General features: G+C 76.2%; 1 pseudogene. It reads right to left on the minus strand.

What is annotated here, in order from left to right:
- Positions 1-61 precede the first annotated feature (61 nt).
- Positions 62-15,535 (minus strand): annotated as a pseudogene (locus OG289_RS06425) (type I polyketide synthase); the annotation flags it as partial.
- Positions 15,536-15,618 lie beyond the last annotated feature (83 nt).

Raw genomic sequence — 15,618 nt, forward strand, 5'->3', positions numbered from 1 at the left:
CCTCGAGTCGGTCGAGGGCGTCCAGCGCGGGCGCTCCGCCGTCTTCGGCCGCGGTCAGCGACCGCAGGTGGCGGGCGAGGACGCGGGGTGTGGGCTGGTCGAACAGGAGGGTGGCGGGCAGCTGGAGCCCGGCCGCGGTGCCGATCCGGTTGCGCAGTTCCACCGCCATCAGCGAGTCGAAACCGAGTTCGCTGAAGGCGCGGTCGGCGTCGACGGCCTCGGCGGAGGCGTGCCCGAGGACGGTGGCGACGTGGCCGCGGACCAGCTGGATCAGCAGCCGCTCCTGTTCGGCCTCGGCGAGCCCGGCGAGTCGGGTGCGCAGCGCGCCGCTGTCCGTCGCGGTCCCGCCGTCCCTCTCCCGTGCCTGCCGGGTCACGGCCTGGGCTTCGGGCAGTTCGGCGAGCAGCGGGGCGGGCCGCACCGCGGTGAAGCCGGGTACGAAGCGGTCCCAGGTGAGTTCGGCGACGGTCAGCGCGGCGTCCTCGCCGGCCACGGCCCGGTCGAGGGCGGCGAGCGCGGTGTCCGGGTCGAGCGGGACGACACCGCCGCCCCGCAGCCGTCCCTCCGCCTCGGGGCCGCCGGCCGCCATTCCGCCACCGGCCCACGGTCCCCAGGCCACGGAGGTGGCGGGCAGGCCGTCGGCGCGGCGCCGGGCGGCGAGCGCGTCGAGGTAGGCGTTGGCGGCGGCGTAGTTGCCCTGCCCCGCCGAGCCGACCATGCCGGCGAAGGAGGAGAACAGGACGAACGCCGACAGGTCGCGGTCGCGGGTGAGCCGGTCGAGGTTGCGGGCAGCGGCCAGCTTGGGCCGCAGCACCGCCTCCAGTCGCTCGGGGGTGAGCGACTGGAGGAGTCCGTCGTCCAGGACCCCGGCCGCGTGCACCACGGCGTCGACCGGGTGCTCGGCCAGCAGGGCGGCCAGGGCGTCGGGGTCGGTGGTGTCGCAGGCGGCCAGCGTCACGGTCGCGCCCCGCGCGGCCAGTTCGGCGCGCAGCGCGTCGGCGCCGTCGGCGTCCTGGCCGCGGCGGCCTGCCAGCACCAGGTGGCGGGCGCCGCGTTCGGCGAGCCGCCGGGCGACCCGGGCGCCGAGCGCTCCGGTGCCGCCGGTGATCAGGACGGTCTCGCCCGCGCAGCTCCACTCGGGGGTGGGGGTGTCGGACGGCCGGGCGTGCACGAGGCGGCGGGCGAGGACTCCGGCGGCCCGTACGGCGGTCTGGTCCTCTCCCGTGGTGCCGGAGAGCAGGGCGGCGAGTCGTTCGGCGGTCCGCCCGTCGAGGTCGGCGGGGAGGTCGACGAGACCGCCCCAGCGTTGCGGCTGTTCCAGCGCGGCGACCCGGCCCAGGCCCCAGGTGGCGGCCTGGGTGGGCGCGGTGACGCTCTCCCGGTCGGTGGCGGCGACGGCGCCGACGGTGGCGGCCCACAGCGGGGCGCCGATCTCCAGGTCGCCGAGCGCCTGGGTCAGGGCGAGCAGCGCGGCCAGGCCGGCGGGGGTGGCCGCGCGGTCCGCGGTGGCCGCGGGCTCCTCATCGAGGGCCAGCAGCGACAACACGCCCCGTACGGCGTCCGGTTCGGGGAGCTTGCGCAGTTCCTCGACGAGCGCGGCCCGGTCGGTGAGGGCGCAGTCCACGGGGAGCCGCACGAGCTGTGCGCCGTGCGCGGCCAGGCCCTCGGCGAGGCCGGCCGTCCAGGGGTCGTCGGCCCGGGAGGCGGGCACGGCCAGCAGCCAGGTGCCCGACAGCACCGGCGGTGGGCCGTCCGGCACCGGACGCCAGACCACCGTGTAGGCCGAGGAGTCGAGCGCGGAGCGCTCCTGGCGGCGGCGCCGCCAGGACGACAGCGCGGGCAGCAGTTCGCTGAGCGGGGTGTCGTCGCCGAGGTCGGGGCGCTCGGTCAGCCCGCCGAGGTCGCCGCGCTCGACGGCGGCCCAGAACTCGTCGTCGAGGCGGCCGCCGGCGCCCGGCCGTTCGGGGCCGGTGGGCTTGGCCGCCTCCAGCCAGTAGCGGTCGCGCTGGAAGGCGTACGTCGGCAGCTCCACCGTGCGGGCCGGGCCGGTCAGTCCGGTCGGCGCGGCGGCGAGGCCGTGCACGTGCAGCGTCCCGGCGGCCAGCAGGGCGGCGACCGGCTCGGGCCGGCCCCGGCGCAGCACGGGGACGGCGACGGCGGCCTCGGCCGGCTCCTGCGGGCCGTGTTGTGCCGCCTCCTGCAGGGTGTCGAGGGTCATCGCGGTCAGCGAGCCGTCGGGACCGAGTTCGACGAACGTGCCGACGCCGTCCTGGCTCAGTCGGCGTACGCCGTCCGCGAAGCGCACGGTCTGCCGCACGTGCCGCACCCAGTGTCCGGGCGAGGTCAGTTCGGCCTCGGTGGCCCGGTCGCCCGTCACGTTGGAGACGATCGGGATGGCGGGGGCGTCGTAGCGCACGCCGCGCGCCACCTCTTCGAACTCCGCAAGCATCGCGTCCATATGCGCTGAGTGAAACGCATGGCTGACCCGCAAACGCCTAGTCTTTCGGCCCAGTGCGGCGAAATGGTCGGCGATGTCGGACACGGCGTCCTCGTCGCCGGAGACCACGACGGCCGTGGGCCCGTTGACGGCGGCGACCGCGATGTGCCGGTCGCGTCCGGCGAGCAGCGGCGCCACCTCGTCCTCGGACGCCTGTACGGCGGCCATCGCGCCGCCCTCGGGCAGCGCCTCCATGAGCCGGCCACGGGCCGCGACCAGGGCGCACGCGTCGGGCAGTGACAGCACTCCGGAGACGTGCGCGGCGGACAGTTCGCCGATGGAGTGCCCCATCAGGGCGTCCGGCGCGACGCCCCACGAGCGCACCAGTTCGTACAGCGCCACATGGACGGCGAACAGCGCGGGCTGGGTGTAGGCGGTGCGGTCCAGCAGCGCGGCCCGCTCCGTGCCCTCGGGTGCGAGGACGACGTCGGCCAGCGGCACGTCGAGGTGCGGGGCGAACACGTCGCAGACGCGGTGGAAGGCCTCGGCGTACACCGGGAACCGGTCGAGGAGTGCCCGGCCCATGCCGGGCCGCTGCGAGCCCTGCCCGCTGAACAGGAACGCCGTGCGGCCCCGCGGCCCGGTGCGCCCGCCCACCACCGCGGCGGTGTCCTCGCCGCGGCCGAGCGCGGCCAGCGCGGTCAGGAGTCCGGTGCGGTCCTCGGCGACCACCACGGCCCGGTGTTCGAAGGCCGCGCGGCCGGTGGCCAGGGAGTGCGCCACGTCGGCGGGGGACGGCTCCGGGTCGTTGGTCAGCCGGGCGCGCAGCCGCTCGGCCTGCGCGCGCAGGGCGGTGGCCGATCGTCCGCTCAGTGGCCAGGCGACCGGTCCCTCGGGGTGCGGCTCGGTGCCGTCCTGCCGCCCCGCGCCCTCCTCCAGGACGACGTGGGCGTTGGTGCCGCTGATGCCGAACGACGAGACCGCGGCGCGCCGTGGGCGTCCCGAACGCGGCCAGGGCACGGGGTCGGTGAGCAGCTCGATGCGTCCGGCCGTCCAGTCGACATGGGTGGTGGGCCGGGTGAGGTGCAGGGTGCGGGGCAGCAGGCCGTGCCGCATGGCCAGGACCGTCTTGATGACGCCGGCGACCCCGGCGGCGGCCTGGGTGTGGCCGATGTTGGACTTGACCGACCCGAGCCACAGGGGCTGTTCGCGGTCCTGGCCGTAGGTGGCGAGCAGGGCCTGCGCCTCGATCGGGTCGCCCAGTTTCGTGCCGGTGCCGTGCGCCTCGACCGCGTCGACATCGGCGGGGGTGAGCCCGCCGGCCGCCAGCGCGGCGCGGATGACGCGCTGCTGCGAGGGGCCGTTGGGCGCGGTGAGTCCGTTGCTGGCGCCGTCCGAGTTGACGGCGCTGCCCCGGACCACGGCGAGCACCGGGTGACCGTTGCGGCGGGCGTCGGAGAGCCGCTCGAGCAGCAGGATGCCGGCGCCTTCGCCCCAGCCGGTGCCGTCGGCGTCGTCCGAGAAGGCCTTGCAGCGGTGGTCGCCGGCGAGCCCGCCCTGCCGGTCGAACTCGGCGAACGCGCCCGGTGTCGCCATCACCGTCACACCGCCCGCGAGCGCCAGATCGCACTCGCCGGACCGCAGCGACTGGGCCGCCCAGTGCAGTGCCACCAGGGAGGACGAGCAGGCGGTGTCCACGGTGACCGCCGGGCCCTCCAGGCCCAGCGCGTAGGCGACGCGACCGGAGGCCACGCTCGCGGCGTGCCCGGTCAGGAGCTGTCCCTGCGCGTCCTCGGGGACGTGGTGCGCGGCCGAACCGTAGCCCTGGTAGTTCGTGCCGACGAACACGCCGGTTCGGGAGCCGTGCAGCCCGCGCGGGTCGATCGCGGCCCGTTCCAGCGCCTCCCAGGAGATCTCCAGCAGGAGTCGCTGTTGCGGGTCCATCGCCAGGGCCTCGCGCGGCGAGATTCCGAAGAAGTCCGCGTCGAACTCGGCGGCGTCGTACAGGAATCCGCCCTCGACGCCCTCCGCATGCCAGCCGCGGTCCGCGGGCGGTGCCCCGATCGCGTCGACGCCGTCGGCGAGCAGCCGCCAGAAGTCCTCCGGTCCGCGCACCCCGCCGGGGAACCGGCAGCCGATGCCCACGATCGCGATCCGTGCGTCGTCGTCGGCCCCGTCGACGGCACGGACGGCCGTGACGGCGGCACCGGTCGCGGCGGCGGCTGCGCCGGTGGGCCGGGTGTCCAGGAGTTCGGTGCCGATGTGGCGTGCGAGCGCCTGCGGCGACGGATAGTCGAACACCAGGGTCGCCGGCAGCCGCAGTCCGGTCGCCGCATTCAGGCGGTTGCGCAGTTCCACGGCGGTCAGCGAGTCGATGCCGAGGCCCCGGAAGTCCCGCGTGGCCTCGACGGTGTCCGGGCCGGAGTGCCCCAGCACCAGGGCCGTCCGGGTGCGTACCAGGTCCAGGACCGCCGTCTCGCGCTCGGCCTGTGCGAGGGTCGCCAGCCCGGTCCGGAAGCTCTCCCCGGCGGCGTCCGCCGTGGCCACCGTGCGCCGTGCCGGGGCGACGGCCAGGCCGCGGAGCATGGCGGGCAGCGCCGCCACCGCCTGCCGGTCGCGCAGCACGCGCCGGTCGAGTGCGATCGGCACGAGGACGGACTCGGTCCGCCGCAGGGCCGCGTCGAGGGCGCCGAGGCCCTGTTCGGGGGTGAGCGGCCGCATGCCGCCGCGGGCCATGCGCCGCAGGTCCGCCTCCGTCAGCTCGGCGGTCATGCCCGCACCGGGCGCCCAGGGACCCCAGGCGAGGGCGGTCGCGGGCAGGCCGGTGCGGCGGCGGGTGGCGGCGAAGGCGTCCAGGAAGGCGTTGGCTGCCGCGTAGTTGGCCTGGCCCGCGCCGCCGAACGTACCGGCCACCGAGGAGAAGACCACGAACGCGGACAGGTCGGTGTCGCGGGTCAGCTCGTCCAGGTGCGTCACCGCGTCGACCTTCGGCCGCATGACCTGCGCCAGCCGGTCGGGCGTGAGGGAGGCGACCACACCGTCGTCCAGGACACCCGCCGCGTGCACCACGCCGGTCAGCGGATGCGCGGCGGGGACGCCCGCGAGGACGGCGGCGAGCTGGTCGCGGTCGGCCACGTCCAGGGCCGCCACCTCGACCTCGGCGCCGAGGCCGGTGAGTTCGGCGACGAGTTCGCGGGCGCCCGGGGCCTCGGGGCCTCGGCGGCCGGCCAGCAGCAGGTGCCTGATCCCGTGCTCGGTGACCAGGTGGCGGGCCACCAGGGCACCCAGGCCGCCGGTGCCACCGGTGACCAGCACGGTCCCCTCCGGGTCCAGCGGCGCCGGGACGGTCAGGACCACTTTGCCCACGTGCCGCGCCTGCGACAGGTGGCGGAACGCCTCCGGGGCCTGTCGTACGTCCCAGCAGGTGACCGGAAGGGGCTTGAGCACGCCCGACTCGAACAGGGCGACCAGGTCGGACAGCATCCGCCCGATCCGCTCCGGACCGGCGTCCCACAGGTCGAAGGCGCGGTACGTCACGCCCGGGTGCTCGGCGGCCACCGCGTCGGCGTCCCGGACGTCGGTCTTGCCCATCTCCAGGAAGCGGCCGCCACGCGGCAGCAGCCGCAGGGAGGCATCGACGAACTCCCCGGCCAGCGAGTCCAGTACGACGTCCACGCCCCGCCCACCGGTGGCCGCGAGGAAGGCCGTCTCGAACTCGGTGTCGCGGGACGAGGCGATGTGCGTCTCGTCCAGGCCGAGGGCGCGCAGGGTGTCCCACTTGCCGAGGCTCGCCGTGCCGAACACCTCGGCGCCCCGGTGCCGCGCCAGCTGCAGGGCGGCCATGCCCACGCCGCCGGCCGCCGCGTGCACCAGCACCGACTCGCCGGCCCGCAGGCCTCCGAGGTCGTCGAGGGCGTAGTACGCGGTCAGGAACACCAGGGGTGCGGACGCCGCCTGCGCGAACGTCCAGCCGGCCGGGATCCGGGCCACCGTCCTGGCGTCCGCCACCGCCACCGGCCCGAACGCGCCGGAGAACAGGCCCATCACGCGGTCGCCGACGGCCAGCCCGGTCACCCCTGGACCGACCTCGGTCACCACACCGGCGCCCTCCAGACCGAAGTCCTCCGCGTCGCCGGGGTACATGCCGAGCGCGTTGAGCACATCACGGAAGTTCACGCCCGCGGCCCGCACCGCGATACGGACGTGACCGGGTGCCAGTTCCGCTTCCGCCTCCGGGACCGGCCGCAGCGCCAGTCCCTCCAGGGTGCCCTGCTCCGCGATCTCCAGCCGCCAGGCCGACTCCCCTGCGGGAGGGGCGAGTTCGCGGCGGGCCGTGGTCCGGCCCAGGCGCGGGGTGAACGGGGTGCCGCCACGTACGGCGACCTCGGCCTCACCGGAGGCGAGCGCGGCCGGGACCGTCGCCCATGACGCGTCGGCGCCGTCCACGTCGACCAGCGCGAACCGCCCCGGATTCTCCGCCCGAGCCGACCGCACCAGACCCCACACGGCGGCCAGGGCGGGATCGGGGGCCGTCGCGTCGAGCGTGACCGCCCCTTCGGTGACCAGCACGAGCCGGGCGCCCTCGAAGCGTTCCTCCGTCAGCCAGACACGTACCAGTTCCAGCGCGTGAACGGTGGCCGCGTGCGCTGCATCCGCGCTGTGGCCGGCCGGGGAGGCCACGCGCACCAGCGTGTCCGCTCCCGCGTCCACTCCGGTCGTCGGAAGAGTGGTCGGCAGAGTGGTCGTGAGGGGCGACGGCAGTGGTGCGGCAGGCGAGGCCGAAGCGGTCGCGTCCAGCGGGAGCGGCGTCCAGTCGATCCGGTGCAGCAGCTCGGCGTGCGGGGTGTGCGCGGTTCCGGCGGCCGGTGCCGTGAGGGCGCGCAGCGTGAGGGATCCGATGGTGGCGACGGGTCCGCCGGAGGGGTCGGCCAGGTCGAGGGCGACCGAGCCGCTCCCGGTGGCCCGCAGGCGGGCGTGGAGCCGTGACGCACCGGTGGCGTGCAGGGTGACGCCGCTCCACGAGAAGGGCAGGCCCGGGGCGGACGCCCCCTCGCCGGCGGCGCCGTCGCCGTCGCCGGGCGGCGGAGCCGCTCCGAGGGCGTGCAGCACCGAGTCCAGCAGGGCGGGGTGGACGCCGTAGCGGCGGGCGTCGGGGACGGCCTCGTCGGGGAGGACCGCCTCGGCGAACAGGTCGTCGCCGCTCTGCCGGACGGACGCCAGTCCGCGGAAGAGCGGGCCGTAGGACAGGCCGGTCTGCGCCAGCCGCTCGTAGAGGGTGTCCGTGGGGATCTCGGCGGCGTCGGCGGGCGGTCGCCCGTCCGCTTCCGGGGCCGGCACGGCGGCCTCGGGCAGCAGGGTGCCGCTCGCGTGCTGGATCCACGGCTCGTCGTCGGGCCCGTCGGTGCCGGAGCCGGCCGCGGGGCGGGAGTACACGCCGATCTCGCGGCGCCCGGCGGCGTCCGGGGCACCGACGGTGACCTGGAGCTGAGCGGCGCCGTGGGCGGGCAGCACCAGCGGTGTCCGCAGGGTGAGTTCTTCGACCTGACCGCAGCCGACGCGGTCGGCCGCGTGGAGGGCGAGCTCCAGGAAGGCGGTGCCGGGCAGCAGGACGGAACCGGAGACGACGTGTTCGGCCAGCCACGGCTGGAGCTGGGCGGAGAGCCGTCCGGTGAAGACCGCGGCCCCGCTGTCCGCGAGGGTGACGGCGGCGCCGAGCAGCGGGTGACCGGCGGCGGACAGACCGGCCGAGCGGAGATCGCCGAGGGGACCGCCGGCCGGGCGCGGCCAGTAGCGGTCGTGCTGGAAGGCGTAGGTGGGCAGCTCGACGGACCGCTCGGCGGGGAAGAACGCGGACCAGTCGACGTCGGCACCGTGTGCGAACAGCGTCGCGGTCGCCGCGAGCAGCGTGGCGGTCTCGGGGCGGTCGGGGCGCAGGGCCGGGACGGCGACCGGTTCGCCGTCGGTGAGCGAGGCGTGGGCCAGGGCGGTGAGGGTGCCGTCCGGTCCCAGTTCCAGGAACCGGGTGACGCCCTCGGTCTCCAGGGCGGCGACGGCGTCGGCGAAGCGGACCGACCGGCGGACATGGCGGACCCAGTATTCCGGGGAGCACAGCTCCTCGGCCGTGGCGGCCGCACCGGTGACCGTCGAGACGACGGGGAGGTGGGGCGGCTCGTAGGTCAGGCTCTCCGCGACCTTGCGGAAGTCGGCGAGCATCGGCTCCATCAGCGGCGAGTGGAAGGCGTGACTCACCCGCAGCGCCGTCACCTTGCGGTCCTGGGCGCGGAAGTGGCCCGCGATCTCCTCGACGGCCTCCGAGGCACCCGCGACGACCACGGCCCGGGGGCCGTTGACCGCCGCGATGCCCACCTCGTCACCGAGCAGCGGCAGGACCTCGTCCTCGGTGGCCTGGAGCGCCACCATCGCCCCACCGGACGGCAGGGCCTGCATCAGCCGGCCCCGCGCCACCACCAGACGGCACGCGTCCGACAACGACCAGACCCCGGCGACGTGCGCGGCCGCGATCTCACCGATCGAGTGACCCGCCAGCACATCCGGACGCACACCCCACGACTCCAGCAGCCGGAACAGGGCCACTTCCAGCGCGAACAGCGCGGGCTGGGTGAACTCCGTCCGGTTCAGCCGGTCGGTGTCGTCCCCGAAGACGATCTCCCGCAGAGGGCGCGGCAGTTCCGCGTCGACCTGCGCGCATACGGCGTCGAAGGCGTCCGCGAAGGCGGGGTGGGCCTCGTACGCCTCGCGTCCCATGCCGGGCCGTTGCGCGCCCTGGCCCGCGAAGAGGAACGCGGTACGGCCGTCGGCCCGCGCGCGGCCGGTGACCACGCCGGAGGCGGGCTCGCCCTGGGCCAGGGAGGTGAGCGCGGAGACGAGTTCCGCGCGGTCCGCGCCCAGGATCACGGCACGGTGGTCGAGCGCGGTACGGGTGGTGGCGAGGGAGAGGCCGAGGCTCGCGGCGGTGAGGCCGGGCCGGGCGTCGGCGTGGGCGAGGAGTCGTCCGGCCTGTGCGCGCAGGGCGTTCTCGGACGCGCCGGAGATCGCCCAGGGCAGCGGGCCGCCGGTCCCGGTTCCCTTCGGCGCGGTCTCGCGGGGCTGTTCGCCGGTCCCGGACCGCTCCTCGTCCCAGGGCTGTTCGACGATGACGTGGGCGTTGGTGCCGGAGACGCCGAACGCGGAGATTCCCGCGCGGCGCGGCCGGTCGCCGCCGGGCCAGCGCGTGGTCTCGGTGAGCAGTTCCACGGCGCCCGCCGACCAGTCGACGTGGGTGCTGGGGGTGTCGGCGTGCAGGGTGGCCGGGAACAGGCCGTGCCGCATGGCCAGCACCGTCTTGATGACACCGGCGACACCGGCGGCGGCCTGGGTGTGGCCGAGGTTGGACTTCAACGAGCCGAGCATCAGTGGCCGTTCGCGGTCCTGGCCGTAGGCGGCCAGCAGGGCCTGGGCCTCGATGGGGTCGCCCAGTGTCGTACCGGTGCCGTGCGCCTCCACCGCGTCCACCTCGGCCGGGGCGAGGCCGGCGTCGGCCAGCGCGGCGCGGATGACCCGCTGCTGGGCGGGGCCGTTGGGGGCGGTCAGGCCGTTGCTGGCGCCGTCCTGGTTGACGGCGGAACCGGCGACCACGGCGAGTACCGGATGTCCGTTGCGGCGGGCGTCGGAGAGCCGCTCGACGACGAGTACGCCGACGCCCTCGCCCCAGCCGGTGCCGTCGGCGTCGTCTGAGAACGCCTTGCACCGGCCGTCCGCCGCGAGGCCGCGCTGGCGGCTGAACTCCAGGAAGGCGCCCGGGGTGGACATGACGGTGACGCCGCCGGCGAGGGCGAGGTCGCACTCGCCGGCCCGTAGCGCCTGCACCGCGAGGTGGAGGGCGACGAGGGAGGACGAGCAGGCGGTGTCGACGGTGAGGGTCGGTCCTTCGAGGCCGAGGACGTAGGCGATACGCCCGGAGACCACGGCGGCGGCGTTGCCGGTGCCGAGGTAGCCGTCTCCGGCGTCGGGTGTGCTGAGCAGCAGGGCGGGATAGTCCTGGCCGTTGGAGCCCATGAACACGCCGGTGCGGCTGCCGCGCAGGGCGCCCGGGGCGATGGCGGCGCGCTCCAGCGCCTCCCACGAGGTCTCCAGCAGCAGCCGCTGCTGCGGGTCCATGGCTACGGCCTCGCGCGGCGAGATGCCGAAGAAGGCGGGGTCGAAGGCGCCGACGCCGGTGAGGAATCCGCCGTGCCGGGTGTAGCTGGTGCCGGGGCGGCCCGGTTCGGGGTGGTAGAGCGCGTCGAGGTCCCAGCCGCGGTCGGTGGGGAACTCGGTGATCGCGTCCCGTCCGGCGGCGACCAGCTCCCACAGCTCGTCGGGGCCGGACACGTCGCCGGGCAGACGGCAACCCATGCCGACGACGACGATCGGGTCGTCGGCCGCGCGCTCCCCGCGTGCCGCGCCACCCGCGCTGTCGGGGTGTGCGGGCCGGGCCTGGTCGAACAGCTCGCCGTGCACGAAGGCGGCGAGGTCGACGGGGGTGGGGTGGTCGAAGACGAGCGTGGCGGGCAGGGCCAGGCCGGTCTCGGCGGCGAGGCGGTTGCGCAGTTCGACGGCGGTGAGGGAGTCGAAGCCCGAGTCGCGGAAGGCGCGCCGGGTCTCCAGCAGCCTCGCGTCGGCGTGGCCGAGGACGGCGGCGGCGTGGGTGCGGACCAGCTCCAGGAGTGCGCGGACGCGTTCGGCGGCCGGGCGGCCCGCGAGGCGTACGCGCAGTGCCGCGCCCGCTCTGTCGTCGTCCGCGTCGGCCTGTCCGCTGCGCAGCGCGTCCCGTGCCTCGGGCAGGTCGCCGAGCAGGGGGCTGGGGCGGGTGCTGGTGAAGCCGGGGGCGAACCGGGACCAGTCGACGTCGGCGACGACCTGACCGGTGACGTCCTGCTGCAGGACGCGGCGCAGTGCGGCGAGCGCGGTGTCGGGGTCGAGGGCGGCGAGACCGCGTCGGCGCAGGTACTCCTCGGCGCCGCCCTCCGCGGCCATGCCGCCCTCGGCCCAGGGGCCCCAGGCGACGGAGGTGGCGGTGGCGCCGCGTGCGCGCCGCTGTTCGGCCAGGCCGTCGAGGTAGGCGTTGGCGGCGGCGTAGGCGGTCTGGCCTCCGCTGCCCCAGACGCCGGCGATGGAGGAGAACAGCACGAACGCGTCGAGCGGGCGGTCGCCCTGGGCGCGCAGCACCGCGTCGAGGTGGGCCGCGCCGTGTGCCTTGGCGGCGAGGACGGAGCGGAAGCGGTCGGCGTCGAGGTCGGGCAGCGGGAGGGTGTCGGTGACGCCGGCCGCGTGGACGACGGCGTCGACGGTGTGCCGGGCGAGCAGCCCCTCGACGGCGGCACGGTCGGCGACGTCGCAGGCCTCGATGGTGACGCGGGCGCCGAGCGCGGTGAGCGTGTTCGTCAGCTCGGCGGCACCGGGGGCGTCGGGGCCGCGGCGGCCGGTCAGGACGAGGTGCTCCGCGCCCTGCTCGGCGGCCCAGCGGGCGACCCGGGCGCCCAGCGCGCCGGTGCCGCCGGTGATCAGGACGGTGCCGCGGGGCTGCCAGCCGCTCGCACCGCTGTGCGGGGCGGCCGGGTCGTCGGCGTGCAGCAGACGTCGTACGAAGACTCCGGAGGCACGGACCGCGATCTGGTCCTCGTCGCCGGGGTGGGCCAGCACCGCGGCGAGGCGGGCCGCGGCCCGCCGGTCGACGGTCTGCGGCAGGTCGACGAGGCCGCCCCACCGGCCGGCCGACTCCAGGGCGGCCACCCGGCCCAGGCCCCACAGCGCGGCCTGCGCCGGGTCGGGGGCGGCGTCGGAGCGTGCGGTGGCCACCGCGCGGCGGGTGGCGAGCCACAGCGGTGCGGTCACCTCGGCGTCACCGAGCGCCTGCACGAGCCGTACGGTGCGCAAGAGCGCGTCCGCCAAGGCCTGCTGTCCGTCGTCGCCGGGGCGCTCCTCGGCGGGCAGGGCGAGGACGCCCGTGAAGGTGCCGAGGCCGGCGAGCCGGGCGGCCAGCGCGGCGCGCTCCTCGTCGGGGGCGTACTTCCACAGCACGGGCTCGGCTCCGCCCGCCCGCAGCGCCTCGGTCACGGCGGCTGCCAGGGAGCCGTCGGCCGCCGTGGCGGCGGTGAGGACGAGCCAGCGGCCGGTGAGCGGGCTGCCGGCGGCCGGGTCGAGGGGCTGCCAGGCGACGCGGTAGCGCAGCCGGTCCACCCGGCCGAGCTCACGCCGCCCCCGCCACCACGACGACAGGGCGGGTACGAGGGGACGCACGAGCCCTTCGTCCACGTCCAGGGTGTCGGCGAGGGCGGCGATGTCCTCGTCCTCGACGGCCGTCCAGAAGCCCGCGTCCCCGCCGCCGGTGTCCCCGGCGGTCGCCGTGCCGGGCGGGGTGGGCTCCAGCCAGTACCGTTCGCGGCGGAAGGCGTACGTCGGCAGTTCCACGTTCCGGGCGCCGGTACCGGCGAAGACGGCCGGCCAGTCGACCGGTGCGCCGTGGGCGAAGGCCCCGGCGACCGCGGCCATCAGGGCGGCGGGCTCGGGCCGGTCCTTGCGCAGGGTGGGCACGGCGGGCGGCGCGTCGCCCTCGAAGCAGTCCTGGGCGAGGGCGGTGAGGGTGCCGTCGGGGCCCAGCTCGACGTAACGGGCCACCCGGCGCTTCGCCAGCAGCCGTATGCCGTCGGCGAACCGGACCGGCTCGCGGACGTGCCGGACCCAGTGGTCCGGCGAGCACAGGTCGGCCGGGCGGGCGATCTCGCCGGTCACGTCGGAGACGAGCGTCAGCCGGGGCGTGTGGTAGGTGAGGGTCTCGGCGACCGCGCGGAACTCCTGGAGCATGGGCTCCATCAGCGGGGAGTGGAAGGCGTGGCTGACCCGCAGGGCCGTCACCTTGCGGTCCTGTGCGCGCAAGTGCGCGGCCGTCTCCTCCACGGCGTCGGCGGCGCCGGAGATCACCACCGCGCGGGGGCCGTTGACGGCGGCGATGCCGACCCGGTCGTTCAGCAGGGGCAGCACCTCCTCCTCGGTCGCCTGGAGCGCTGCCATCGCGCCGCCCTCCGGCAGGGCCTGCATCAGACGGCCGCGCGCCACGACCAGCCGGCAGGCGTCCGCGAGGGACCACACACCGGCGACATGGGCGGCCGCCAGCTCGCCGACGGAGTGGCCCAGCAGGAACTTCGCGGTGACGCCCCACGACTCCAGCAGCCGGTAGAGGGCGACTTCGAGCGCGAACAGGGCGGGCTGCGCGTACTCGGTGCGGTTCAGCCGGTCCGCGTCCGCGCCGAAGACGATCTCCCGCAGGCCGAAGGGCAGTTCGGCGTCCACCGCGTCGAACGCGGCGGCGAAGACGGGGTGGGTCTCGTACAGTTCGCGGCCCATGCCGAGCCGTTGGGAGCCCTGACCGGCGAACAGGAAGGCGGTGGCGCCACGCGCGGTGCGGCCCCGGACGGTCGTGGGGCCCGCGGTGCCCTCGGCGAGCGCGGCCAGTTCCCGTACGGCGGTCTCGTGGTCGGTGGCGAGGACGACCGCCCGGTGCTCCAGGGCGGCCCGGGTGGTGGCGAGCGCGTGGCCCACGTCCAGGGGGCGCGGCGGCTCGGTCCGGTCCCGCAGCCGGGCCAGGAGCCGGGCGGCCTGCGCCCGTACCGTCTCCTCGCTGCGCGCGGACACCGGCCACGGCACGACGGGCAGGGTGCGGGGCTCGGCGGCGGGGGCGGCCGGCTGCGCGGCGGGGTCCGCGGGCTGCGCCGGTTCGGCGGCGGGGGCCTGCTCGATGACGGCGTGGGCGTTGGTGCCGCTGATGCCGAACGACGACACACCGGCGCGGCGCGGGCGGCCCGCCTCCGGCCAGTCGACCGGCTCCGTGAGCAGACGCACGGCCCCGGCCGACCAGTCGACGTGCCGGGACGGCTCGGAGACGTGCAGGGTGCGCGGCAGCACGCCGTGCCGCATCGCCTCGACCATCTTGATGATGCTGCCGACGCCCGCGGCCGACTGGCTGTGCCCGATGTTCGACTTCAAGGAGCCCAGCCACAGCGGCTGTTCACGGTCCTGACCGTAGGTGGCGAGCAGGGCCTGCGCCTCGATGGGGTCGCCGAGCGAGGTACCGGTGCCGTGCGCGTCGACGGCGTCCACCTCGGCGGGGGCGAGTCCCGCGTTGGCGAGGGCCGCGCGGATGACCCGCTGCTGGGCGGGGCCGTTGGGGGCGGTGAGGCCGTTGGAGGCGCCGTCGGAGTTGATCGCCGTGCCGCGGACCACGGCCAGGACCGGGTGGCCCAGCCGTCGGGCGTCGGAGAGCCGCTCCACGAGCAGCATGCCGGCGCCCTCGGCCCAGCCGGTGCCGTCGGCGTCGTCGGAGAACGCCTTGCAGCGGCCGTCGGCGGCCAGGCCGCGCTGCCGGCTGAACTCGTAGAACATCGCGGGGGTGGCCATCACGGCCACGCCGCCGGCGAGCGCCAGGTCGCATTCGCCGCGGCGCAGCGCCTGGCACGCCCAGTGCAGGGCGACCAGCGAGGAGGAGCAGGCCGTGTCGACGGTGACGGTCGGCCCCTCCAGCCCCAGGGTGTAGGCGATGCGGCCGGAGGCGACCGAGGTGGCGTTGCCCGCCAGCAGCAGGCCCTGCACGCCCTCGGGGAACTCGCTCACGCCGGCGCCGTATCCGGAGGTGGCGGCGCCGACGAAGACGCCGGTGCTGCTGCCGCGCACCGAGCCGGGGGCGATCCCGGCCCGCTCGAACGCCTCCCAGGAGATCTCCAGCAGCAGCCGCTGCTGCGGGTCCATCGCGAGCGCCTCGCGCGGCGAGATCCCGAAGAAGTCCGCGTCGAAACGGGACGCCTCGTGCAGGAAGCCGCCGCCGAGCGCGTAGAAGGTGCCCGGGTTGTCGGGGTCGGGGTCGTAGCCCGCCTCGACGTCCCAGCCGCGGTCGGCGGGGAATCCGGAGATGGCGTCCCCGCCCTCGTCGACGAGCCGCCACAGCTCCTGCGGGCTGTCCACCCCGCCGGGGTAGCGGCAGCTCATCGCCACGATCGCGACCGGCTCCCGGTCGCGTGCCTCCACCTCGCGCAACTGCCGGCGCGTCTGCCGCAGTTCGGCGGTCAACCGCTTGAGGTACTCGACGTACTTGTCGTCCGTCTTGTCGTCTTCAGCCACCAACGCCACATCCCTGAGCCGATGCCGACGGT

Origin of the sequence: Streptomyces sp. NBC_01235, from assembly GCF_035989285.1 — a bacterium.
In the GTDB taxonomy this organism is placed as follows: domain Bacteria; phylum Actinomycetota; class Actinomycetes; order Streptomycetales; family Streptomycetaceae; genus Streptomyces.